20 protein-coding genes are annotated in these 23,437 nt (G+C 61.8%); 7 read left to right on the top strand and 13 right to left on the bottom strand.

Annotated features, from left to right (window positions below):
- Positions 1–59 precede the first annotated feature (59 nt).
- Together H3221_RS19545 and cobA are read left to right on the top strand one after the other, a co-directional pair.
- Positions 60–2,777 (top strand): nitrate reductase, encoded by a 2,718-nt coding sequence (locus H3221_RS19545; protein ID WP_196474814.1) that lies wholly within the window; start codon positions 60–62, stop codon positions 2,775–2,777.
- Between the two features lie 149 nt (positions 2,778–2,926).
- Positions 2,927–3,670, top strand: coding sequence for a uroporphyrinogen-III C-methyltransferase (gene cobA / locus H3221_RS19540; RefSeq protein ID WP_196474815.1), 744 nt, complete (start codon positions 2,927–2,929; stop codon positions 3,668–3,670).
- A gap of 113 nt (positions 3,671–3,783) precedes the next feature.
- Here the strand turns inward: cobA and H3221_RS19535 are convergent, their stop codons facing one another.
- The 8 genes from H3221_RS19535 to ppsA form a co-directional block, all read right to left on the bottom strand.
- Complete coding sequence (locus tag H3221_RS19535; RefSeq protein WP_160017994.1) at positions 3,784–4,764, bottom strand: OmpA family protein; 981 nt, start codon at positions 4,762–4,764, stop codon at positions 3,784–3,786.
- Positions 4,765–4,872: 108 nt separating this feature from the next.
- Positions 4,873–5,463 carry an RNA polymerase sigma factor SigX gene (gene sigX / locus H3221_RS19530; RefSeq protein WP_017676818.1) on the bottom strand — a complete coding sequence of 197 codons (591 nt, stop codon included), beginning with the start codon at positions 5,461–5,463 and terminating at the stop codon, positions 4,873–4,875.
- Between the two features lie 82 nt (positions 5,464–5,545).
- Positions 5,546–6,370 carry a mechanosensitive ion channel family protein gene (locus tag H3221_RS19525; RefSeq protein WP_017676817.1) on the bottom strand — a complete coding sequence of 275 codons (825 nt, stop codon included), beginning with the start codon at positions 6,368–6,370 and terminating at the stop codon, positions 5,546–5,548.
- A 1-nt stretch (position 6,371) separates the two neighbouring features.
- Complete coding sequence (locus H3221_RS19520) at positions 6,372–6,623, bottom strand: CrfX protein (RefSeq protein WP_372241829.1); 252 nt, start codon at positions 6,621–6,623, stop codon at positions 6,372–6,374.
- Between the two features lie 49 nt (positions 6,624–6,672).
- A complete protein-coding gene (locus H3221_RS19515) occupies positions 6,673–7,659 on the bottom strand; it encodes a zinc transporter ZntB (RefSeq protein ID WP_196474816.1) in 987 nt (328 codons plus the stop codon).
- Positions 7,660–7,663: 4 nt separating this feature from the next.
- Positions 7,664–8,152 (bottom strand): ribonuclease E activity regulator RraA, encoded by a 489-nt coding sequence (rraA, locus tag H3221_RS19510; protein WP_196474817.1) that lies wholly within the window; start codon positions 8,150–8,152, stop codon positions 7,664–7,666.
- 406 nt (positions 8,153–8,558) lie between these two features.
- Positions 8,559–9,548, bottom strand: a complete 990-nt coding sequence (locus H3221_RS19505) for an alpha/beta fold hydrolase (RefSeq protein WP_196474818.1) — start codon at positions 9,546–9,548, stop codon at positions 8,559–8,561.
- A gap of 169 nt (positions 9,549–9,717) precedes the next feature.
- Positions 9,718–12,090 (bottom strand): phosphoenolpyruvate synthase, encoded by a 2,373-nt coding sequence (gene ppsA / locus H3221_RS19500; RefSeq protein ID WP_196474819.1) that lies wholly within the window; start codon positions 12,088–12,090, stop codon positions 9,718–9,720.
- Between ppsA and H3221_RS19495 the strand changes: the two genes are divergently transcribed.
- Positions 12,037–12,234 carry a hypothetical protein gene (locus tag H3221_RS19495; RefSeq protein WP_224490690.1) on the top strand — a complete coding sequence of 66 codons (198 nt, stop codon included), beginning with the start codon at positions 12,037–12,039 and terminating at the stop codon, positions 12,232–12,234. The two genes, ppsA and H3221_RS19495, sit on opposite strands and share 54 nt — an antisense overlap.
- 36 nt (positions 12,235–12,270) lie before the next feature.
- Entirely contained in the window at positions 12,271–13,089 is an 819-nt protein-coding gene (gene ppsR / locus H3221_RS19490; protein ID WP_017676811.1) for a posphoenolpyruvate synthetase regulatory kinase/phosphorylase PpsR, read from the top strand.
- A 66-nt stretch (positions 13,090–13,155) separates the two neighbouring features.
- Here the strand turns inward: ppsR and prpF are convergent, their stop codons facing one another.
- The 5 genes from prpF to H3221_RS19465 form a co-directional block, all read right to left on the bottom strand.
- A complete protein-coding gene (gene prpF, locus H3221_RS19485) occupies positions 13,156–14,343 on the bottom strand; it encodes a 2-methylaconitate cis-trans isomerase PrpF (protein WP_196474820.1) in 1,188 nt (395 codons plus the stop codon).
- A gap of 130 nt (positions 14,344–14,473) precedes the next feature.
- On the bottom strand, positions 14,474–17,083 hold the full coding sequence (gene acnD, locus H3221_RS19480; RefSeq protein WP_196474924.1) for a Fe/S-dependent 2-methylisocitrate dehydratase AcnD: 2,610 nt from the start codon (positions 17,081–17,083) through the stop codon (positions 14,474–14,476).
- Positions 17,084–17,097: 14 nt separating this feature from the next.
- Positions 17,098–18,258 (bottom strand): bifunctional 2-methylcitrate synthase/citrate synthase, encoded by a 1,161-nt coding sequence (gene prpC, locus H3221_RS19475; RefSeq protein WP_196474821.1) that lies wholly within the window; start codon positions 18,256–18,258, stop codon positions 17,098–17,100.
- A gap of 181 nt (positions 18,259–18,439) precedes the next feature.
- Positions 18,440–19,327: a methylisocitrate lyase gene (gene prpB, locus H3221_RS19470; RefSeq protein WP_196474822.1), complete on the bottom strand. Its 888-nt coding sequence runs from the start codon at positions 19,325–19,327 to the stop codon at positions 18,440–18,442.
- Entirely contained in the window at positions 19,324–20,061 is a 738-nt protein-coding gene (locus tag H3221_RS19465) for a GntR family transcriptional regulator (protein WP_196474823.1), read from the bottom strand. The genes prpB and H3221_RS19465 overlap by 4 nt, the downstream gene beginning before the upstream one ends.
- Before the next feature lie 305 nt (positions 20,062–20,366).
- On the opposite strand from H3221_RS19465, the gene rloA reads away from it, so the two are divergent.
- From rloA to H3221_RS19450, 3 genes are read left to right on the top strand one after another with little or no spacing between them, the layout of a single operon-like run.
- The gene (gene rloA / locus H3221_RS19460) at positions 20,367–20,903 is read left to right on the top strand and encodes a retropepsin-like aspartic peptidase RloA (RefSeq protein ID WP_196474925.1); all 537 of its coding nucleotides are present in this window, start codon (positions 20,367–20,369) and stop codon (positions 20,901–20,903) included.
- A gap of 5 nt (positions 20,904–20,908) precedes the next feature.
- The gene (gene rloB / locus H3221_RS19455; RefSeq protein ID WP_160017981.1) at positions 20,909–22,435 is read left to right on the top strand and encodes an osmotic stress tolerance membrane protein RloB; all 1,527 of its coding nucleotides are present in this window, start codon (positions 20,909–20,911) and stop codon (positions 22,433–22,435) included.
- 4 nt (positions 22,436–22,439) lie between these two features.
- The gene (locus H3221_RS19450; RefSeq protein WP_196474824.1) at positions 22,440–23,426 is read left to right on the top strand and encodes an alpha-L-glutamate ligase-like protein; all 987 of its coding nucleotides are present in this window, start codon (positions 22,440–22,442) and stop codon (positions 23,424–23,426) included.
- Positions 23,427–23,437 lie beyond the last annotated feature (11 nt).

Raw genomic sequence — 23,437 nt, 5'->3', positions numbered from 1 at the left:
GACGGTCGCGGCTGAAGCCCCTTCCATCAAAACCTCCCCGCGCCCCAGGAGCTCCGAACATGGCCAGCCCCACTCAAGTCACCGCCTCCACCTGCTGCTACTGCGGCGTGGGCTGCGGTGTGCTGATCGAGCACGACGGTGAGAAAATCCTCGGCGTCACTGGCGATCCCAGTCACCCGGCCAACTTCGGCAAACTGTGCAGCAAAGGCTCGACACTGCACCTGACCGGCGACCTTGATGCCCGCGCCCTTTACCCCGAGCTGCGCCTGGGCAAAGGCCTGGCTCGCACCCGCACCGACTGGGACAGCGCCCTGGATCACGCCGCGGCGGTGTTCGCCGAGACCATCCGCGAGCACGGCCCGGACAGCGTGGCCTTCTATATCTCCGGCCAGCTGCTGACCGAGGATTACTACGCCTTCAACAAGCTGGCCCGCGCCCTGGTCGGCACCCACAATATCGACTCCAACTCGCGCCTGTGCATGTCCAGCGCGGTGGTCGGCTACAAGCGCAGCCTCGGCGCCGACGCTCCGCCCTGCAGTTACGAGGACATTGAGCAAAGCGACTGCGTGCTGATCGCCGGCTCCAACATGGCCTACGCCCACCCGGTGCTGTTCCGCCGTCTGGAAGAAGCCAAGGCTCGCCGCCCCGAGATGCAGGTCATCGTCATCGATCCGCGGCGCACCGACACCTGCGAGCTGGCCGACCTGCACCTGGCGATCCTGCCCGGCACCGACGTCGCGCTGTTTCACGGCATTCTGCATATCCTGCTGTGGGAAGGCTGGGTCGACCGCCGCTATATCGACACCCACACCGAAGGCTTCGAGGCGCTGAAAAACCTGGTGCGCGACTACAGCCCGGCAGCCACCGCCGATATCTGCGGCATCAGCCTCGACGCCCTGCAGCGCTGCGCCGAGCTGATCGGCCGCGCGCCCTCCTTCCTCTCGCTGTGGTGCATGGGGCTCAATCAGTCCAGCGCCGGCAGCGCCAAGAACAGCGCGCTGATCAACCTGCACCTGGCCACCGGGCAGATCGGCAGGCCCGGCGCCGGCCCCTTCTCGCTGACCGGCCAGCCCAACGCCATGGGTGGCCGCGAGACCGGCAGCCTGAGCAACCTGCTGCCGGGCCACCGCGAGGCCGGCAACGCCGAACACCGCGCCGAAGTCGCCGCTTACTGGGGTGTCGACGCCCTGCCAGAGAAGCCCGGGCTGTCCGCCATCGAGCTGTTCGATGCGGTGCACGACGGGCGCATCAAGGCGCTGTGGATCGCCTGCACCAACCCGGCGCAGTCGCTGCCGAACCAGAACAAGGTGCATGAGGCCTTGGCCGCCTGCCCCTTCGTCGTGGTGCAGGAAGCCTTCTTCACCACCGAGACCTGCCGCTACGCCGACCTGCTGCTGCCCGCCGCCAGCTGGGGCGAGAAGGAAGGCACGGTGACCAACTCCGAGCGTCGCGTCAGCCATGTACGCCGCGCCGTGCCAGCGCCCGCAGAGGCGCGGCCCGATTGGTCGATCACCTGCGACTTCGCTCGTCGCCTGGAACAACTGCTGCGCCCCGGCCTGCCCAGCCTGTTCGACTTTGCCAGCAGCGAGGCGTTGTTCGAGGAATACAAGCACCTGACCGCCCAGCGTGACCTCGACCTCTCGGGGTTGAGCTACGCGCTGCTCGATGACCAAGGTCCCCAGCAATGGCCGTTTCCTGCCGGAGCACACCAGGGCACCGCACGACTCTATGCCGACGGCCGCTTCCCAACCGCCAGCGGACGCGCGCAGTTCCACGCCGACCCGTACCGCGCGCCGAAGGAAAAGCGCGAGGCGCGTTTCTCCCTGACGCTCAACACCGGACGCCTGCGCGACCAGTGGCACGGCATGAGCCGCACCGGCACCGCCGCACGCCTGTTCGGTCATGTCGAGGCCGCCCTGCTCGGCCTGCACCCGGACGAGTTGCGCCGCCGTCGACTGCGGGACGGCGATCTGGTCAGGCTGCGCAGCCGTCGCGGCAGCCTGATCCTGCCGGTGCAGGCCGACGAGTCGGTGCGCCCAGGCCAGGCCTGGCTGCCGATGCACTGGGGCGACCGCTTCCTCAAGGGCCTGGGCACCAACGTGCTGACCCAGCCGGCCTTTGATCCGCTCTCCAAACAGCCGGAGCTCAAGCATGCCGGGGTCGAGGTGGACAAGGTCGAGCTGCCCTGGCAGCTGTTCGCCCTGGTCGAGGGCGAGGTGCAGAGCCGCTTCGAGGCCCTGCGCCCGCTGTTCGAGGCGTTCGCCTACGCCAGCCTCACCCCCACTGGCCGCGAGCGGCCCGCCCTGTTAATCCGCGCCGCCAGCGCCGTTGCGCCGCAGCCCGAGCTGCTGGCGCAGATCGATCGCCTGCTACGCCTGAACCAGGGCCCGGTGCTGGCCTATGACGACCCGCGCCGCGCAGTGGGCAAGCGCGTGCGCATCGAGGATGGCCGCATCGCCAGCATCCGCCTGGCCGGGGAAACCGCTGCCAGTGAATGGCTCAGAAGTCTTTGGCTGGATGGTCAGGCCGACGCTGACCTGCGCCGCTGGCTGCTCGCCCCGGTCTCCGCGCCCCCGGGCAACGCTGGCGCCAACACACGCGGCAAGACCCTGTGCAACTGCCTGAACGTAAGCGAAGGCGCAGTATGCGCCGGCATCGAGCGTGGCCTGGACCTGGACGGCCTCAAACGCGAACTCAAGTGCGGCACCAGCTGCGGCTCCTGCGTACCTGAAATCAAACGCCTGCTGGCTCAACAGCCCACTGCAGTGAACGCGTGAATTGATCGTACCCACGCTCTGCGTGTACGCAGGCCGAGACGCTCCGCGTCTCATGGGACGCAGAGCGCCCCCCGAGTCCGTTACCACGCCGGAGCGTGGGAACCAGCAAACAACTTGGTGCGCACGACGCACCCTACGAGGAACCCGATATGAACACAAAAGTCTGGCTGGTTGGCGCTGGTCCCGGTGATCCAGAGCTACTCACGCTCAAGGCGGTCAAGGCGCTGAACCAGGCCGAGATCGTGATGATCGACGATCTGGTCAACCCGGCCGTGCTGGAGCACTGCCCCGGCGCCCGTATCGTATCGGTAGGCAAGCGCGGCGGTTGTCGCTCCACCCCGCAGGCCTTCATCCATCGCCTGATGCTGCGCTATGCACGCCAGGGCAAGTGCGTGGTGCGCCTGAAAGGCGGCGATCCGTGCATCTTCGGCCGTGGCAGCGAGGAGGCCGACTGGCTCGGCGAGCATGGCATCGAGGTGGAGGTGGTCAACGGCATTACCGCGGGGCTGGCCGGCGCCACTCACTGCGGCATTCCCCTGACACTGCGCGGCGTGGCACGTGGCGTGACCTTGGTCACCGCCCATACTCAGGATGACAGCTCACTGAACTGGCACGCGCTGGCACAGAGCGGCACTACATTGGTCGTCTATATGGGCGTGGCCAAGCTGGCGGATATTCGCGACGGCCTGCTCGCGGGTGGCATGAGCGACGAAATGCCGGTGGCGATGATCGAAAACGCCTCGCTGCCCGAGCAGCGTGAATGCCGCAGCCAGTTGGGCGCGATGCAAGACGATGCGACAGCCTTCGCTCTGAAAAGCCCGGCCATTCTGGTGATCGGCGAAGTGGCACGCACCAGCACCCGAATCAGCATGCCCCAGCGCCTGCATGCCTGACCACTTCGCGCGCCTGCCAAGTCGTTGTTTGCCCGTTGCCCCATGGCGGGCTTTTTTATTCCAGAAAAGAAAAACCCGGCCGAGGCCGGGTTTTTCTTGGAGCACCAGAAGCGTTACTGCTGGATCTGGGCTTCTACTTCAGCTTCAACGCGACGGTTGATAGCGCGACCGGAGTCGGTGGCGTTGTCAGCAACCGGACGGGTTTCACCGTAACCGGCAGTGTTCACGCGGCTACCGTCAACACCGTACTGGTTGACCAGAACTTCACGAACGGCGTTCGCACGACGCTCGGACAGCTTCTGGTTGTAAGCGTCGCTACCAACGGAGTCGGTGTGACCTTCAACAGTGGTGGTGGTCTGTGGGTACTGGTTCATGAAGTCAGCCAGGTTCTTGATGTCGCCATAGCTTTCTTCTTTGACGCGGTCTTTGTCGAAGTCGAACTTGACGTCCAACTCAACGCGAACAGCTTCCATTACCGGCTCCGGAGCGGGCTCAGGCATCGGCTCGGGCGCAGCAGCAACGACCGGGGCCGGAGCAGGCTTGCTGCCACCACCGAAGTTCAGACCAACACCCACGCCAGCTTGCCACTCGGTGTCGCCCTGGTCGATGTTGTACAGAGCGTCTACGCCTGCGCGGGCGTAGAACATTTCGGTGAAGTAGTACTTGGCACCTGCGCCAGCGATGGCCAGGGTGGAGTGGTCACGACCACCGCTGTTGGCGTCGCCGATGCTCTGGTGGCCGAAACCAGCAGAAACGTACGGACGCAGACCAACACCCGGCTGACCGAAGTGGTAGATGGCCTTCAGGTCGGTCAGGTTGCCCTTGATGTTCTTGCTGCCTTGCGAACCTTCACCGCGCAGGTCATGGTATTCGCCGTAGGACAGCGCCAGTTCGACGTCGTCAGTCAGGTAGTAGCCGATGCTGCCACCGAACAGGTTGCCTTCGTTGTGCGCGTAATCACGCTGAACGTCGGTGAAGTAGCGATTGACGAAGCCCTCCACCTCGACAGCGCCTTGGCCTTGCGCCAGCGCGCCGAAGGAGGTTGCGGCAACGAGAGAGCCAATGACTACGCCCAAGGTGTTTTTTACTTTCATCCGTTAAATCCCCATCTTGGTGGTTAATAAGTCGCCGTTAACTTCAGTCGGCAACTTGGCGGCGATTATATCAGGGTTCGCCACTCCCTTAGTGGTCGGGAAGCTGAACTAAGTTTCGGAAGTGTCCGAAAATTTATCCCGCAACCGATCCAATGCTCGCTTGTAGCGCATCTTCGTTGCGCTCAAGCCCATGTGCATGATGTCGGCAATCTCTTGAAACTCGAGCTCTGCGACAAAACGTAGCACCAGAATCTCGCGATCGATCGGGTTGACGTGAACCAACCAGCGATCCAGACCGCCTCGCTCCTCGACTTTGGGTGTCTTATCGTCGGAAGCCTCTTCGAGCGGGTCCAAACTTAAGGCGTCAACCAATCGACGCTTTCGCCGCTCTTTTCGATACTGAGTAATGCATTCATTGTAGGTAATGCTGTACAGCCAAGTTTTGAACTTGGATTTACCCTCAAAGTTCTTGAGACCATAGAGAACTTTTAGCATCACCTCCTGACAGACATCATCAGCATCCCTTTCGTTCCCCAAATAACGCGCGCACACGTTAAATAATGTTCGCTGGTAGCGCCTCATCAGCTCTTCATAAGCACGAGTTATATGAAACAGCTCGTCGTGGGCGCGCGCCACCAGCTCTTCATCAGTGAGCTCGCGGGGGTCGTAGCGCGTGGGCAAGGGCTGGGCTTTGTTCAAAACGAGTCGGGCCGACAGTCAGGACGAAAAGCGCCCGGCAGGTCACGCCTGCCGGGCAGCGGCATAAAATAACAGATTGGCGTCAGCGACTGTTCACGCGTTGCTCGAGCATCACTCGATTTGCCACCGATACCAGCTCACCAGTATCGGTCAACAGGGTGGTTTTCACTGTGCCGATCTCTTCGATCTGCCCTTCGACCTCACCAACCTGCACTTGTTGCCCGACCTGATACAGCTCGCGCACATAAATGCCGGCGAGAATCTGGCTGGCGATATCGCGGCTACCCAGGCCCAGCGCCAGCGCGACCGCCAGGCCCACGGAGATCAGCACGATGGCGATCACGTTGTTGAGCAGATCGGTCTTGATCTCGAGCTGGCCGATGGCCACCGAGATGCTGATGATGATCACCAGGCCTTGCGCCACACGCCCCAACCCGTTCGCATACTCCAGACCGACGCCCTCGGCGGCGCCACGCACCAGGCTGCTGACCAGTTGCGCCAGTAGCACACCGGCAAGCAACACCAAGGCGGCGCCGAAAACTTTTGGCAGGTACAGCGCCAGCACGTCGAGGGTCGCGGAAACCCGCTGCAGACCAAGCGATTCAGCGGCCGAAACCAGGAAGATCAGGAGCACGAACCAATAGACGATCTTGCCGATCAGGGTCGATACCGGTGCGTGAATGCCAACGCGTGCCAGCAACTTGGTCAGACCGGTCCCCGTCATCAGGCGATCCAGACCAACCTTGCCGAGCAGCTTGGACAGCAGCGTGTCGAGCAACTTGGCCACGACGAAACCAAGCAGTACCAACACCAGTGCAACGAACAGGTTGGGAATGAATCCGGCAACCTTGGTCCACAATGCGGTCATTGCGGAGATCAGGCTTTGGGTCCAGGGATCGAGTTCCATTTCAGTCGGCCTTATCAGCAGAAGCAGAGGATTGGGTACGGCGCGAAACCGGCGCGACATGCGCCGAACCGTTGTTCAGGGCGATCATCAGGGCCTGCGCCCAGTGGCCTATCAGGCTGAACAGGTCACCAGCACCGACCTGGCGGTTGGCGGTCTTGAGAACCCGGTGCAGGCAAGCATCGTCGTCATGGCTGGACGGCGAGGACTTGAGCAAATCGCGTAGAGACTCTTCGAATGGATCGTGCATGCGCACCTCACGGGATGTCACGGCTAGACGCAGTAGCCAGCGGATGAGTCACACATCACAGCCAACGCCAGCGGCGAAAAAGCAGTAGTTGGCCCAATGCCAGAAGGACCATGAGCCCGCAGGCGATAAAGAAGCCGATCGGGCTTTCCGAGCCCGGAATCCCGCCGACATTGATGCCAAGCAGCCCCGTGAGGAAGGTCAGCGGCAGGAACATGCCGGTGATCACGGTGAAGCGATACATGATGCGATTCATGCGCTCACCGAGACGCCGGCTTTCCGCCTCCAGCACCAGGCCGACGCGCTCGCGAATCAGTTCCAACTCTTCCAGATAGCGGGTCAGGCGGTTGTTCAGCTCGTTCCAGTAGTCACCGTCATCCTCGACGAACCAGGGCTGTCGATTACGCACCAGTTGCGCATAGAGATCGCGTTGCGGGGCGAGAAACCGACGCAAGCTGGCCGCACGCCGACGTACCTGCAACATCAGGCCATGATTGGGACGATAACGCTCATCGCCATCGAGACCATCCTCCTCACCGTCGAGCAGCTCGCTCAATTCGGCGATCAGATCATCGACGCGACTGGTGAGATGGCGGGCGAGCTCCAGGAGCAGTTCGGATGCCGTCTTCGGTCCCTTGCCCGCCAGCAGGTCGGCAATCAGTGCGTCGGTCGCGAGCAACGGACGCTGACGCAGTGATATCACCCGCCGGGCATCGGCGAAGATACGCACCGACACCATGTCTTCCGGCTCGGCGCCGGGATTGCGGTTGACTCCGCGCAGGAACAACAGCATCTCTTCATTGGGCAGGGGTAACAGACGCGGCCGAGTGTTTTCCTCGAGCAGCAGGTTGCAGCTGAACTCATCCAGCCCGCTGTGCTCACGCAACCAGCGCTGAGACTGCTCCTGGGCGCGATCCCAGTGCAGCCACAGGCTTTCCTGCTCGCTCAGCTGCAGGTTATCCAGTTCGTGGCGAGTGATGCTGCGTGCACCGCCCCGGCCATCGAGCACGAAGGCATGCAGCAACGCCGAATCCTGATCCTGCATCGGCTTATTCCGGCATGCTCAGAGCTTGCGGGGAAACGATGATGCCGTTGTTGTCGGCGTACAGGTAATAGCCCGGTTTAAAGGTCACGCCGCCAAAGCTGACGGGCACATTCAGATCGCCAATGCCGCGCTTGTCGGTCTTCATCGGATGGCTGGCCAGCGCCTGTACGCCCAGATCGGTCTGCGCGATGACGTCGACGTCACGGATGCAGCCATATATCACGATGCCTTCCCAACCGTTTTTGGCAGCCTTCTCGGCCAGCATGTCACCGAGCAGAGCACGGCGCAGGGAACCGCCACCATCCACGACCAGGACCTTGCCCTGACCGGGCAGGTCGACCTGCTCCTTCACCAACGAGTTGTCCTCATGACACTTGATGGTGACGATCTGACCGCCGAAAGAATCGCGGCCGCCGTAATTGGCGAACATCGGCTCGACGACCTGAACCAGTTCCGGATAGGCATCGCACAGATCGGGGGTGATGTAGTGCATGACAGAACTCCTTTCGACAATGAATGAAAAGGCAGCCACCTTCATGGACCTGCTTGAGGCGGGACAATTCAGCATCGAGCTATCGCTGCGAACTTGCCCGACATGAACGACAAACAAGTAGTTGAACCTGAAATGACCACCCGCACACGATGCGTCACATCTTACCGCCAAGCCCGTGCCGAAGAAACGGCCGGGACAACCTCTAACAGGCTGTTGAAAATCTACCTGCGTTGGCAATAAATACTGCGTTAAAAACAGCCTCGCGTGCGAGCCCAGTCAAAATGCCTATTTACAGCACGTAAAGTCGAGCGCGACTCCGACCGTTTTTCGGCTGTTTTTTCGGGGCCGCCATCAGCCTTGTCTTGCCTGCCTCGCCTACGTTTTTCAACAGCCTGCTAGTAGCGACTCAAGAACCTATAGCAGACGCCTGATCGGCAAAACCGGAAGGCAGTTGCAGATGCTGCAACCAATATTCGGTCAAGGGCCACACTTCTCGCTGCGCCTCCTTGCTGACCAGCATTTCGATATGTCCGAAGTCGCTGGAGAAGCCGTTCTCCTTACCCAGCAGCAAGAACTGCGACGGCGCGGCACTGCACTGCTCCAGCAGCTTGCGACAGGCCCAGGCAGGGTCCTGATGATCGGCAGCAGCCCCTACGGCCAGAATCGGCACGCGCACCTGAGTCAGGCCGGCCCACCAATCCTGATCAGCATCGCCGAAACGCCCGAAGAGCCTGAGCCAGCGCAGGGTTTCCAGTGCCAGGCCGGCCGGCTCGTCTTCGGGACCGCGCTTCAGCCGGCGCCCGGACAGGTAGGGAAAGGCACGCAACAGCAGACGACCGCCCCACTCCACCGGCGGCAGCTTGAGCGGCCAGTAGATACGGCTGACCTGACTGCCGAACAATGCCGCCGAACGCACACGCGAAGCCTCGAGATAACCGCCCCCCAGCGCTGCCGCCAGCGTCACTCCGCCGAGGGAATGGCCGATCCAGTGCGCGGCTTGCCCGGTCTGCTCGATGATGAAATCAGCAATGGCTGGCAGGTCATGGCGCACGTACTGTGCCACGTGGTTGTCTCGATAGTTTTCGTTGCGCGGCGACAGGCCGTGGCCGCGCATTTCGGCGATCCACACATCAAATCCCGCACGCGCCAGGTAAGGCCCCAGGCCAATGCCCTTGGGTGAATACCAGAAGCGCCGATTGGAAAAGCTGCCATGCAGCAATACCACGGGCACGCCACGTTCGCCTTCTGAGCCTGCGCAGCCGAGCCGGGTCAATGCCAGCTCGACACTGGAGTCAGGGCTGTTGTTGGGTTTGAGAAGATAGACGTCTTCGCTGAGGTCGCCGCGCAGTTCGGCGCTCATCAGGGAAACGGGGAAAAGCTCACTACTGCTTTGCATGGATCAGATGACCGCACTGGCGAGACGCCATAAATGAATAACGACACGCATAAAAAACCGCCGGGAGCGATATTGCATATCGCTGGCGACGGCTTGGAATGACCGGCAAAACGCGATGGGCACCAAAAAGGGCGGGATCAACCCGCCCTTTCTGGATCGATCACAGACCTCAGGCAGGCTGAGTCTCAGCCAGGAAGAACCAGGTATCGAGTACCGAGTCAGGGTTCAGCGACACGCTCTCGATGCCCTGCTCCATCAGCCACTTGGCCAGATCCGGGTGGTCCGACGGACCCTGGCCGCAGATACCGATGTACTTGCCAGCCTTGTTGCAGGCGGAGATGGCATTGGCCAGCAGCTTCTTCACCGCAGGGTTACGCTCGTCGAACAGGTGGGCAACGATGCCGGAGTCACGGTCCAGGCCCAGAGTCAACTGGGTCAGGTCGTTGGAGCCGATGGAGAAGCCATCGAAGAACTCAAGGAACTCCTCAGCCAGGATGGCGTTGGACGGCAGCTCACACATCATGATGACTTTAAGGCCATCCTGACCGCGAGCCAGGCCATTGCTGGCCAGCAACTCGACCACTTGCGATGCCTCGCCCAGGGTGCGCACGAACGGCACCATGATTTCGACGTTAGTCAGCCCCATCTCGTTGCGCACCTTCTTCAGTGCGCGGCATTCCAGTTCAAAGCAGTCGCGGAAGGATTCACTGATATAGCGCGACGCACCACGGAAGCCCAGCATCGGGTTCTCTTCTTCCGGCTCGTACAGCTTGCCGCCGATCAGGTTGGCGTATTCGTTGGACTTGAAGTCCGACAGACGCACGATGACTTTTTTCGGCCAGAAGGCTGCGGCCAGGGTGCTGATACCCTCGACCAGCTTCTCGACGTAGAAATCGACCGGATCACCGTAACCGGCGATGCGCTTCTCAACGCTGTCCTTGATCTCCGGCGGCAGGCTGGAGAAGTTCAGCAGCGCTTTCGGGTGCACGCCGATCATGCGGTTGATGATGAATTCCAGGCGGGCCAGGCCTACGCCTTCGTTAGGCAGTTGAGCGAAATCGAAAGCGCGATCCGGGTTGCCGACGTTCATCATGATCTTGAACGGCAGATCCGGCATGGCATCGACCGAGTTCTTGCGAATGTCGAAGCCCAGCTCACCCTCGAAGATGAAACCGGTATCGCCTTCGGCGCAGGATACGGTAACGCCTTGGCCATCCTTCAGCACCTGAGTAGCGTTGCCGCAACCGACCACGGCCGGAATGCCCAGCTCACGAGCGATGATCGCCGCGTGGCAAGTGCGGCCGCCGCGGTTGGTGACGATGGCGCTGGCGCGCTTCATCACCGGTTCCCAGTCCGGGTCGGTCATGTCGGAGACCAGTACATCGCCCGGCTGCACCTTGTCCATTTCGGATACGTCATGAATCACGCGTACCTTGCCGGCGCCGATGCGCTGACCGATGGCGCGGCCTTCGACCAGCACGGTGCCTTTCTCTTTCAGCAGGTAGCGCTCCATCACGGTGGCGCTGGCGCGGCTCTTCACGGTTTCCGGGCGAGCCTGCACGATGTACAGCTTGCCGTCGTCACCGTCCTTGGCCCATTCGATGTCCATCGGACGACCGTAATGTTTCTCGATGATCAGCGCCTGCTTGGCCAACTCGCTGACCTCGGCGTCGGTGATGCAGAAACGCGCACGCTCGGTGCGGTCGACTTCTACGGTTTTCACCGAGCGACCCGCCTTGGCTTCGTCGCCGTAGATCATCTTGATCGCCTTGCTGCCCAGGTTGCGGCGCAGGATCGCCGGACGGCCGGCTTCCAGGGTTGGCTTGTGCACGTAGAACTCGTCAGGGTTCACCGCGCCCTGAACGACGGTCTCGCCGAGACCGTAAGCGCCGGTGATGAATACGACGTCACGGAAGCCGGACTCGGTGTCCAGGGTGAACATCACACCGGCAGTACCGGTTTCCGAACGCACCATTCGCTGCACGCCGGCAGACAGGGCGACCAGCTTGTGGTCAAAGCCCTGGTGCACGCGGTAAGCGATGGCACGGTCGTTGAAGAGGGAAGCGAAGACTTCCTTGGCAGCGCGAATCACGTTGTCCACGCCGCGGATATTGAGGAAGGTTTCCTGCTGGCCGGCAAAGGAAGCGTCCGGCAGGTCTTCGGCTGTGGCGGAGGAACGCACAGCCACGGCCATGTTGTCGTTGCCGCCGCTCATGGTGGCAAAGGCTTCGCGGATCTGCTTGTCCAGCTCGGCCGGGAACTCGGCGTCCATTACCCACTGGCGAATCTGCGCGCCGGTCTTGGCCAGGGCGTTGACGTCATCGACATCGAGCGCGTCAAGCGCTGCGTGAATCTGCGCATTCAGGCCGCTTTGCTCGAGAAAATCGCGGTAGGCCTGAGCCGTAGTGGCGAAACCACCGGGAACCGAGACACCGGCGCCGGCCAGGTTACTGATCATCTCGCCGAGGGATGCGTTCTTGCCCCCCACATGCTCAACATCGTGATTGCCGAGCTTATCGAGGGAAACTACGTACTCTACCAAGGTGATCTCTCCACTAACTGTATTGGAAAAGCTCAGTGGGCTGCGCAATGTCGAGCGACCGAGGTCGCGCGATTGTGGCCTTGCCCTTGTATAAGTAACAATGCCGAACCCGGTGGGCCCGGCGCAAAACGCGGCCTATCATAGCCAAGAATCGAACTCAGCTTAAGGCCTTTGGCGCAAATGAAACGAACCGCTTTCTTCATCTCCGACGGCACCGGCATCACCGCCGAAACCTTGGGCCAGAGCCTGCTCGCACAGTTCGAGAACATTCAGTTCACCAAACTGACCCGCCCTTATATCGACAGCATCGAAAAAGCGCGCGCCATGGTACAACAAATCGATGCAGCCGCCGAAAGGGACGGCGCCCGTCCGATCATCTTCGACACCATCGTCAACCGCGATATTCGTGCGATCCTCGATACCGCCAATGGTTTCATGATCGATATTTTCTCGACCTTCCTCTCGCCACTGGAGCAGGAGCTGAGCTCGCACTCCTCTTACTCGGTCGGCAAGTCGCACTCCATCGGCCAACATTCCAACTACATGGAGCGCATCGAGGCGGTCAACTTCGCCCTCGACAACGATGATGGCGCGCGCACTCATTATTACGACAAGGCCGACCTGATCCTGGTTGGCGTATCGCGCTGCGGCAAGACGCCTACGTGCCTGTACATGGCCATGCAATACGGCATCCGCGCCGCCAACTACCCGCTGACCGAAGACGACATGGAGCGCCTGCAGCTCCCCGACTCGCTGAAAAAGTACCGCGACAAGCTGTTCGGCCTGACCATCGACCCGGATCGCCTTACCGCCATCCGCCACGAGCGCAAGCCCAACAGCCGCTACGCCAGCTTCGCCCAGTGCGAGTTCGAAGTTCGCGAGGTGGAAGGCCTGTTCCGCCGCGAAAACATTGCCTTCATCAACTCCACGCATTTCTCGGTCGAAGAAATTTCGGCCAAGATCCTGGTGGAAAAAGGTGTTGAGCGCCGCCTTAAGTAAAGCTCTCAACCATTTGTTTTAAAAGAAAAAAGGCTCGCAACTTCGAGCCTTTTCTAGCTTAGGGATTCAGAAACTCTCACCCGGGATCCGCACCCAGCCTTCCATCAGGATGCGCGCGCTGCGGCTCATCACGGCCTTGGTCACTGTCCATTGGCCGTCGACCCGTTTGGCCTGAGCACCAACGCGCAAGGTGCCGGATGGATGGCCGAAACGCACTGCCTCACGCTCGCCGCCACCAGCGGCCAGGTTGACCAGCGTGCCCGGAATCGCCGCCGCCGTGCCGATGGCCACGGCGCAGGTACCCATCATCGCGTGGTGGAGCTTGCCCATCGACAGCGCGCGCACCAGCAGGTCGACTTCGCCGGCCTTCACCTCCTTGCCGCTGGAGGTGCGGTAATCCTTGGGCGGGCTGACGAAGGCGATCTTCGGGGTGTGCTGACGTGTCGCAGCTTCTTCCGCCGTTTTGATCAGCCCCATGCGCAGCGCACCGGCAACGCGGATCTGCTCGAAGCGGGCCAGTTGCGCCGGATCGCCATTGATGGCCTCACGCAGTTCGGTGCCTTGGTAGCCGATGTCCTGGGCGCTGACAAAGACAGTCGGGATGCCGGCCGTGATCATCGTTGCCTTGAAAGTGCCGACACCCGGTACCTCCAGATCGTCCACCAGGTTGCCGGTGGGGAACATCGAACCTCCCTTCTCGCCATCGTCGGACGGATCGAGGAACTCCAGCACGATCTCCGCAGCTGGAAACGTCACGCCATCGAGTTCGAAGTCGCCGGTTTCCTGCACCTGCCCGTTGCTGATCGGCACATGGGCGATGATGGTTTTCCGGATATTGGCCTGCCAGATGCGCACGATGCAGATGCCGTTGTCGGGAATCCGCACGGAATCGACCAGGCCGGCATGGATAGCGAAGGCACCGGCGGCGGTAGACAGATTGCCACAGTTGCCACTCCAGTCGACGAAGGCCTTGTCGATGGATACCTGGCCATAGAGGTAGTCGACGTCATGTTCGGGCTGACTGCTCTTGGACAGGATCACGCATTTGGAGGTGCTCGACGTGGCGCCACCCATGCCGTCGATCTGCGCCGAGTACGGATCGGGGCTGCCGATCACGCGCATGAACAGCTTGTCGCGCGCCGCGCCCGGCACCTGACAGCGCTCGGGCAGATCTTGCAAACGGAAGAACACGCCCTTGCTGGTACCGCCACGGATATAGGTGGCGGGGATTTTCACTTGCGGTAAATGGGACATACACGCAGCCCTGAAAAAGTAGCCCGGATGCAATCCGGGAATGACGGCGCGGTTCTCCCCGGATTGCATCCGGCTACGCGCTACCGTTTTTGGAAGTTGTAACGACCCGCTTGCGGGCCGGTTCGTTACATCACGCCACCGCGCCTTCAAGGAAGTCCTTGGCGAAGCGCTGCAGGACGCCGCCGGCCTGGTACACACTGACATCAGCAGCCGTATCCAGACGGCAGGTCACCGGCACGCGCAGCACCTCGCCGTTGCGGCGATTGACCACCAGGGTCAGGTCGCAGCGCGGCGAAATCTCACCCTCGACGTCATAGGTCTCGGTGCCATCCAGGCCCAGGGTCAGGCGCGTGGTGCCCGGCTTGAACTCCACCGGCAGCACGCCCATGCCCACCAGGTTGGTGCGGTGGATGCGCTCGAAGCCTTCGGCGACGATCACTTCCACACCTGCCAGGCGCACGCCCTTGGCTGCCCAGTCGCGCGACGAACCCTGGCCGTAGTCGGCACCGGCGACGATGATCAGGTTCTGCTTGCGGTTCATGTAGGTCTCGATGGCCTCCCACATGCGAATCACCTGGCCCTCGGGCTCGACACGGGCCAGCGAACCCTTCTTCACTTGCCCGTCGACCACGGCCATTTCGTTGACCAGCTGCGGGTTGGCGAAGGTGGCGCGCTGTGCGGTCAAATGGTCGCCCCGGTGAGTCGCGTAAGAGTTGAAGTCCTCTTCCGGCAGGCCCATTTTCGCCAGGTACTCACCGGCTGCCGAGTCCGCAAGGATGGCGTTGGACGGCGACAGGTGGTCGGTGGTGATGTTGTCCGGCAGGATCGCCAGCGGGCGCATGCCCTTGAGCGTACGTTCGCCGGCCAGCGCGCCTTCCCAGTACGGCGGACGGCGGATGTAGGTGGACATCGGCCGCCAGTCGTACAGCGGGCTTTCTGCTTCCTGCACACTGCCCAGATCGAACATGGGGATATAGATCTGCTTGAACTGCTCGGGCTTGACCGAGGCAGCGACGATGGCGTCGATCTCCTCGTCGCTGGGCCACAGATCCTTGAGCGTGATGGGGTTGCCGTGGGCATCGGCGCCCAACGCGTCCTGCTCGATATCGAAACGCACGGTGCCAGCAATCGCATAAGCCACAACCAGCGGTGGCGAAGCCAGGAAGGCCTGCTTGGCATAAGGATGGATGCGCCCATCGAAGTTGCGGTTACCCGAAAGCACGGCGGTGGCGTACAGGTCGCGATCGATGATTTCCTTCTGGATCACAGGATCGAGCGCGCCGGACATGCCGTTACAGGTGGTGCAGGCGTAGGCGACGATGCCGAAGCCGAGCTGCTCCAGCTCCTGCAGCAGGCCAGCCTCTTCCAGGTACAGCTTGGCAACCTTCGAACCAGGAGCGAAGGAGGTCTTGACCCAAGGCTTGCGCACCAGGCCCAACGCGTTGGCCTTCTTGGCCACCAGGCCGGCGGCAATGACGTTGCGCGGGTTGGAGGTGTTGGTGCAACTGGTGATGGCGGCGATGATCACCGCGCCATCTGGCATCAGGCCCTGGGCTTCTTCGCCTTTACCGGTCTGCAACTTGGCCTCGTCGGCGATGCCGCGCTCGGCCAGCGCCGAAGTCGGCAGGCGACGATGCGGGTTGGACGGGCCAGCCATGTTGCGCACGACGCTGCCCAGGTCGAAGCGCAGCACACGCTCGTACTCGGCGGTTTTCAGCGCGTCGTTCCACAGCCCCAGGGTCTTGGCGTAGCTTTCGACCAGCGCCACCTGCTCCGGCTCGCGACCGGTGAGCTTGAGGTAGTCGATGGTCTGGCCGTCGATGTAGAACATCGAGGCGGTGGCGCCGTATTCCGGGCACATGTTGGAGATGGTCGCGCGATCGCCGATGGACAGGCTGTCCGCCCCTTCGCCGAAGAACTCGACCCAGGCGCCCACGACCCTTTCCTTGCGCAGGAACTCGGTGATCGCCAGGACGATGTCGGTGGCGGTGATGCCGGGTTGGCGCTTGCCGGTCAGCTCGACGCCGACGATATCGGGCAGGCGCATCATCGACGGATGGCCGAGCATCACGGTCTCGGCTTCCAGGCCGCCGACACCGATGGCGATCACGCCAAGCGCGTCCACGTGCGGCGTGTGCGAGTCGGTGCCAACACAGGTATCGGGGAAGGCCACGCCACCGCGCACTTGGATCACCGGGCTCATTTTCTCCAGGTTGATCTGGTGCATGATGCCGTTGCCTGCCGGGATCACATCGACGTTCTTGAACGCGGTCTTGGTCCAGTCGATGAAGTGGAAGCGGTCCTCGTTGCGGCGATCCTCGATGGCGCGGTTTTTCTCGAAGGCATCCGGATCGAAGCCCGGCGCCTCGACGGCCAGCGAGTGATCGACGATCAATTGCGTCGGCACCACCGGATTGACCTTCGACGGGTCACCGCCTCGCTCGGCGATGGCATCGCGCAGGCCGGCCAGGTCGACCAGTGCGGTCTGGCCAAGAATGTCGTGGCAGACCACGCGCGCCGGGTACCAGGGAAAGTCCAGGTCGCGCCTGCGATGGACCAGTTGCTCCAGCGCAGCGGTCAAGTCCTGCGGCTCGCAACGACGCACCAGTTGCTCGGCCAGTACGCGCGAGGTGTAGGGCAATTTGTTCCAGGCGCCGGCCTGGATCGCCTCGACCGCCTCGCAGGCGTCGAAGTAATCCAGCGCGGTGCCGGGCAGGCGCTTACGGTATTGGCTATTCAGGGTGTCATTCATGGTTATTTGCGCTCCTCGAGCGGCACGAACTTCAGGTCTTCGGGGCCTGTGTAGTTGGCGCTCGGGCGGATGATCTTGCCGTCGATGCGTTGCTCGATGACGTGCGCCGACCAGCCGGCGGTGCGGGCGATGACGAACAACGGAGTGAACATCGCGGTGGGCACGCCCATCATGTGGTAGCTCACGGCACTGAACCAATCGAGGTTAGGGAACATCTTCTTGATCTCCCACATGACACTCTCCAGGCGCTCGGCAATGTCATACATCTTGGTGTTGCCCTGCTCCACGGACAGCTCGCGGGCCACTTCCTTGATCACCTTGTTGCGCGGGTCGCTGACGGTGTAGACCGGATGACCGAAGCCGATCACCACTTCCTTGCGCCCTACCCGCTCACGAATGTCGGCCTCGGCCTCGTCCGGGCTGTCGTAGCGTTTCTGCACCTCGAAAGCCACCTCGTTGGCACCGCCGTGTTTCGGTCCGCGCAACGCACCGATGGCGCCGGCGATGCAGGAAAACAGGTCGGAGCCGGTGCCGGCGATCACCCGCGAGGTGAACGTGGAGGCATTGAATTCGTGCTCGGCATACAGGTTCAGCGATGTGTGCATGGCGCGCACCCAGGACTCGCGCGGCTTCTCGCCATGCAGCAGGTGCAGGAAGTGGCCACCGATGGAGTCGTCGTCGGTGTCCACCTCGATGCGCTTGCCATTGTGACTGTAGTGATACCAGTACAGCAGCGCAGAACCGAGGGAGGCCATCAGCTTGTCGGCGATATCGCGAGCGCCCGGATGGTTGTGGTCGTCCTTTTCCGGCGCCAGACAGCCAAGTACGGACACGGCAGTGCGCATTACGTCCATCGGGTGCGCCGAGGGCGGCAGTTGCTCAAGCGCCGCCTTGACCCCGGCCGGCAGGCCGCGCAGGGCCTTGAGTTTGGCCTTGTAGCCAGCCAGCTCGGCGACATTGGGCAGCTTGCCGTGCACCAGCAGGTGGGCGATCTCCTCGAACTCGCAGCGGTTGGCGAAATCGAGCACGTCATAGCCGCGGTAATGCAGGTCATTGCCGGTGCGGCCAACAGTGCACAGGGCGGTGTTGCCGGCGGCGGTACCGCTCAGGGCGACGGATTTCTTCGGCTTGAAGCCCGGAGTGGTGGTTTCGGTGGTGCTCATCGCTATCTCCTCGACTCTTTTTGTTCTGTTGCGCCCTGCGCAGTGGGCCGGACGGTGATCTGCATCAACCCACCAGCAGCGCTGATGCGGTGGGCTGAAGCCCACCCTACTTGCTACGCGCGTGGCCCGGAGGCAATCAGGCAACCTGCCAACCGCCTCGGATTGCATCCTGGCTACGGCCTTACTTCTTGCTGGCGGCGAACAGCGCATCGAGCTTCTGCTCGAAGGCGTGATAGCCGATGCGGTCGTAGAGTTCGGCACGAGTCTGCATCAGCTCGATCACGTCCTTCTGGTGGCCGTTCTGGCGAATCGAGGTGTAGACACTTTCCGCTGCCTTGTTCGCCGCGCGGAAGGCCGACAGCGGGTAGAGCTGGATGGCCACGCCGACCGAGGCCAGCTCGTCACGGCTGAACAGCGGCGTGGCACCGAATTCGGTGATGTTGGCCAGCACCGGCACATTCAGTTCCTTGACGAAGCGCGCGTAGGTCGGCAGGTCGTAGGCGGCCTCGGCGAAGATGCCGTCGGCACCAGCTTCGACATAGGCCTGGCAGCGTTCGATGGCGGCATCGACGCCCTCGGCCTGGATGGCGTCGGTGCGGGCGATGAGGAAGAAGTCCGGGTCGGTCTTGGCATCGGCGGCGGCCTTCACGCGGTCGACCATCTCCTCGCAGGAGACGATCTCCTTGCCCGGACGATGGCCGCAGCGCTTGGCGCCGACCTGATCTTCGATGTGCGCGGCAGCGGCGCCGGCCTTGATCAGGTTCTTGATGGTGCGCTCGATATTGAAGGCGCTGGGTCCGAAGCCGGTGTCGATGTCCACCAGCAGCGGCAGGTCACAGACATCGGTGATGCGGCGCACGTCGGTGAGCACATCATCCAGGGTGTTGATGCCCAGGTCCGGCAGGCCGAGCGAGCCAGCCGCCACGCCGCCACCGGAGAGATAGATGGCGCGGAAACCGGCGCGCTTGGCCAGCAGGGCATGATTGGCATTGATCGCACCGATCACCTGCAGAGGACTTTCTTCGGCGAGGGCCTGGCGGAAACGCTGGCCGGCGGAAAGCTGGGTCATGAATCACCTCGGGTCTTGGATGAAGTGGCGAGCGCTTCCTGTCCGTTTCGGGAAACGTAGTGGCGCTCGATATTGCGCTTGGAGGCGCCGATGTGGCGGCGCATCAGCAATTCGGCCAGCTCGCCATCACGGCCTTCGATGGCGTCGAGAATGCGGTGATGCTCGGCGAAGGCCTGATGCGGTCGATTGGGCGTAGCAGAGAACTGCAGGCGGTACATACGCACCAGTTGGTACAGCTCGTCGCACAGCAGCTTGGCCAGGGTGCGGTTGCCGCTGCCCTGGATGATCCGGTAGTGGAAGTCGAAGTCGCCTTCCTGCTGGTAATAGCCGACACCGGCCTTGAAGGCGGCGTCCTGCTCGTGCAGCTCCAGCACCCGGCGCAGTTCGGCGATCTCGTGCTGGGTCATACGCTCGGCGGCCAGGCGGCAAGCCATGCCTTCGAGTGACTCGCGAATCTCGTACAGCTCGACCAACTCGGCATGACTGAGCGACACCACGCGCGCGCCCACATGCGGTACCCGCACCAGCAGCTTCTGCCCTTCCAGGCGATGGATCGCCTCGCGTAGCGGGCCACGGCTGATGCCATAGGTGCGCGCCAGCTCGGGCTCAGAGATCTTGCTGCCCGGAGCGATCTCGCCCTTGACGATGGCCGCCTGGATCAGGCGAAAGACATGTTCGGAAAGCGTTTCCGAATCCACCTGCGACACTGTGGATACACCTGATTCGAGTAGCACGATTGTCGACACCACTGGCTTTTATCGAGACTAAAACTACGCTACAAAGCTGAATACGTCAAAGCAGACCAAAGTATTGTCGACAATGTATCGGAATTACCCAGCCAAGCAAGCCGCAACTCTACTTTCAGAAAGCTACATAAGCGTCTGTCAGCACGGAAAATCCCCATGTTAGAATCCGCCCGTTCACGCCCAGCCATCGCCTCTTGCCATGCCTGCTAGACTTCATGGCAAACAGTTGTATGGCAGGATGCCGCCAGATGCGGCCCTCCATCCCGCCCCTGGCAATACCTTCTCAAGGACACATGAGACTGAAACCCTTCTCTTTGCTGATCTGCCTGCTGACCTTGTCCTGCCCGACTCTGGCCATGGGCAAGGCAATCTATGGTCTGAACGAATATATCCACTTAGAAGAACTGGACCTGCAGGTAGCCGCCAAACTCGATACCGGTGCCAAAACTGCATCCTTGAGCGCCCGCGATATCAAACGTTTCAAGCGTGACGGAGAAACCTGGGTGCGTTTCGTGCTGGCCATAGACGATGCCCACGAGCGCACCATAGAGCGTCCGCTGGCACGTATCAGCAAGATCAAACGCCGTGCTGGCGACTTCGACCCCGATGAAGGCAAGACCTACACGGCACGCCCGGTAATCGACCTTGAACTGTGCATGGGCAAGACCCTGCGCACGATCGAAGTGAACTTGACCGACCGAAGCGCATTCCAATACCCGCTTCTGATCGGCTCCGAAGCGCTCAAGCACTTTGAAGCCATGGTCGATCCAAGCCTTAAATATGCAGCCGGCAAACCCGACTGCACCAATGACGCAACCCCTGGCGAGTAATTCCCATGCGCTCTCTGAACCTGCATCTGAAAGTCCTGATCACCCTCTTGGTGGCCCTGGGCGTTCTGATTACGGCATACCAAATCTTCATTCTCGGCATTCCGGTGACCGAGGACGAGACCGACGACCTGTGGAACATCGATGCCAAGGTCGAATTCCAGGCGACGCCGCGTGAGCCGGTGAAGCTGCAGATGTTCGTGCCGCCACTGAACCAGGATTACGTAAGCCTCAACGAGAGCTTCATCTCCAATAATTACGGCGTCAGCGTCAACCGTGTCGACGGCAACCGCCGTGTCACCTGGTCGGCACGCCGTGCCAATGGCAAACAGACCCTCTACTATCGCCTGGTACTGACCAAGCGTTACAGCGGCGAGCAGGCACCTGCAAAAGGCCCGATCTTCCGCGACAGCATCCCGGTCGAAGGCCCTGAGAAGATCGCAGCCGAAGCCCTGCTGGCACCGATTCGCCAGCACTCGGCGGATGTCGAGACCTTCATCAGCGAAACCATCAAGCGCGCCAACAATGTCAACGACGACAACGTGAAGCTGCTGCTCGGCGGTGATGCCTCCACCGCCAACAAGGCCAAGGTCGTCGATCTACTGCTGTCCATCGCCCACGTGCCGATGGAGCGCGTACACACCATTCGCCTGCAGGCCGAGGTTGCTCAGTCGCCGGAGTTGTGGCTGCGTAGTTTCAATGGCCAGAAATGGCTGTACTTCAACCCGGAATCCGGTGAACAAGGCCTGCCGGAAGACCGCCTGGTCTGGTGGATCGGCGATAGCGATCTGGTCAGCCTCGAAGGCGGCCGGCAGGCGCAAGTCAGCTTCAGCCTGAACAACAGCGAGATGAACGCCATCCGCCTGGCCAAACTGACCGACGAAAACACCGACGCCAGCTTCCTTGAGTACTCGCTGTACGGCCTGCCGCTGCAGACCCAGCAGACGTTCATGATCATGGTGATGATCCCGATCGGCGTGCTGGTCATCCTGATCTTGCGCAACCTCGGCGGCCTGCAGACCCTGGGTACCTTTACCCCGGTGCTGATCGCCCTTGCCTTCCGTGAAACCCAACTGGGCTTCGGCATCTTCCTGTTCACCGTGATCACTGCGCTCGGGCTATCGCTACGCTCCTATCTGGAACATCTGAAGCTGCAGATGCTACCGCGCCTGTCGGTCGTGCTGACCTTCGTCGTGGTACTGATCGCCACCATCAGCCTGTTCAGTCACAAGTTGGGCCTGGAGCGCGGCCTGTCGGTAGCGCTGTTCCCGATGGTGATTCTGACCATGACCATCGAGCGTCTGTCGATCACCTGGGAAGAACGTGGCGGCAGTCATGCGTTCAAGGTCGCCATCGGCACCCTGTTCGCCGCCACCATCGCGCACCTGCTGATGAGCGTGCCGGAGTTGGTGTACTTCGTGTTCACCTTCCCTGCGATCCTGCTGATCCTGGTGGGTTTCATGCTGGCGATGGGTCGTTACCGCGGCTACCGCCTGACCGAACTGTTCCGTTTCAAAGCCTTCCTCAAGGACTAAGACCATGTTCGGCCTGATCAAGACGTGGAAGGCCCTTGAAGCCAAAGGCATCATGGGCATCAACCGACGCAATGCGGACTACGTGCTGAAGTACAACAAACGGCACCTGTACCCCATCGTCGACGACAAGATCATCACCAAGGAGCGGGCCATCGAGGCCGGCATCGATGTGCCCGAGATGTACGGCATCATCGAAACCGAGAAGGGAATCGACAAGCTCGACGAGATCATCGCCGGGCGCACCGATTTCGTCATCAAGCCGGCGCAAGGCGCCGGTGGCGACGGCATCCTGGTGATCGCCGACCGCTTCGAGGATCGCTTCAAGACGGTATCCGGCAAGATCGTCAGCCACGAGGAACTGGAGCAGCAGATTTCCAGCATTCTCTCCGGCCTGTACTCGCTCGGGGGTCACCGTGACCGCGCGCTGATCGAGTACCGCGTTACCCCGGACACCATCTTCAAGAGCATCAGCTACGAAGGCGTGCCGGACATCCGCATCATCGTGCTGATGGGCTACCCGGTGATGGCCATGCTGCGCCTGCCGACGCGTCAGTCCAACGGCAAGGCCAACCTGCACCAGGGCGCCATCGGCGTGGGTGTGGACCTCGCCACCGGCGTTACCCTGCGCGGCACCTGGCTGAACAACAAGATCAGCAAGCACCCGGACACCACCAACGCGGTGGACGGCGTGCAACTGCCGAACTGGGACGGCTTCATGAAGCTCGCTGCCGGTTGCTACGAGTTGTGTGGCCTGGGTTACATCGGCGTGGACATGGTGCTGGACCAGGATAAGGGTCCGCTGATTCTCGAGCTCAATGCCCGCCCCGGCCTGAACATCCAGATCGCCAACGACTGTGGCCTGACCCACCGCGCCCATGCCGTGGAAGCCCGCCTGGAAGAACTGAAAGCCAAGGGCATTCAGGAAAGCGCCGAAGAGCGTGTGCGTTTCTCCCAGGAGTTGTTTGGCCACACCGCCAGCAAGGAAGTCTGACCCGCGAACGT

It is taken from the genome of Pseudomonas chaetocerotis (genome assembly GCF_015712105.2).
In the GTDB taxonomy this organism is placed as follows: domain Bacteria; phylum Pseudomonadota; class Gammaproteobacteria; order Pseudomonadales; family Pseudomonadaceae; genus Aquipseudomonas; species Aquipseudomonas chaetocerotis.
The sequence above is the reverse complement of the archived record's forward strand: the minus strand, read 5'-3'. Positions and strand labels throughout refer to the sequence as shown.

What these genes read in the sequence shown, in the direction of transcription:
- H3221_RS19545 (WP_196474814.1), top strand. Translation starts at nt 60, where the DNA reads ATGGCCAGCCCCACTCAAGTCACCGCCTCCACCTGCTGCTACTGCGGC.
- cobA (WP_196474815.1), top strand. Translation starts at nt 2,927, where the DNA reads ATGAACACAAAAGTCTGGCTGGTTGGCGCTGGTCCCGGTGATCCAGAG.
- H3221_RS19535 (WP_160017994.1), bottom strand. Translation starts at nt 4,764, where the DNA reads ATGAAAGTAAAAAACACCTTGGGCGTAGTCATTGGCTCTCTCGTTGCC.
- H3221_RS19525 (WP_017676817.1), bottom strand. Translation starts at nt 6,370, where the DNA reads ATGGAACTCGATCCCTGGACCCAAAGCCTGATCTCCGCAATGACCGCA.
- H3221_RS19515 (WP_196474816.1), bottom strand. Translation starts at nt 7,659, where the DNA reads ATGCAGGATCAGGATTCGGCGTTGCTGCATGCCTTCGTGCTCGATGGC.
- rraA (WP_196474817.1), bottom strand. Translation starts at nt 8,152, where the DNA reads ATGCACTACATCACCCCCGATCTGTGCGATGCCTATCCGGAACTGGTT.
- H3221_RS19505 (WP_196474818.1), bottom strand. Translation starts at nt 9,548, where the DNA reads ATGCAAAGCAGTAGTGAGCTTTTCCCCGTTTCCCTGATGAGCGCCGAA.
- H3221_RS19495 (WP_224490690.1), top strand. Translation starts at nt 12,037, where the DNA reads ATGCTCAACATCGTGATTGCCGAGCTTATCGAGGGAAACTACGTACTC.
- ppsR (WP_017676811.1), top strand. Translation starts at nt 12,271, where the DNA reads ATGAAACGAACCGCTTTCTTCATCTCCGACGGCACCGGCATCACCGCC.
- prpF (WP_196474820.1), bottom strand. Translation starts at nt 14,343, where the DNA reads ATGTCCCATTTACCGCAAGTGAAAATCCCCGCCACCTATATCCGTGGC.
- prpC (WP_196474821.1), bottom strand. Translation starts at nt 18,258, where the DNA reads ATGAGCACCACCGAAACCACCACTCCGGGCTTCAAGCCGAAGAAATCC.
- prpB (WP_196474822.1), bottom strand. Translation starts at nt 19,327, where the DNA reads ATGACCCAGCTTTCCGCCGGCCAGCGTTTCCGCCAGGCCCTCGCCGAA.
- rloA (WP_196474925.1), top strand. Translation starts at nt 20,367, where the DNA reads ATGAGACTGAAACCCTTCTCTTTGCTGATCTGCCTGCTGACCTTGTCC.
- rloB (WP_160017981.1), top strand. Translation starts at nt 20,909, where the DNA reads ATGCGCTCTCTGAACCTGCATCTGAAAGTCCTGATCACCCTCTTGGTG.
- H3221_RS19450 (WP_196474824.1), top strand. Translation starts at nt 22,440, where the DNA reads ATGTTCGGCCTGATCAAGACGTGGAAGGCCCTTGAAGCCAAAGGCATC.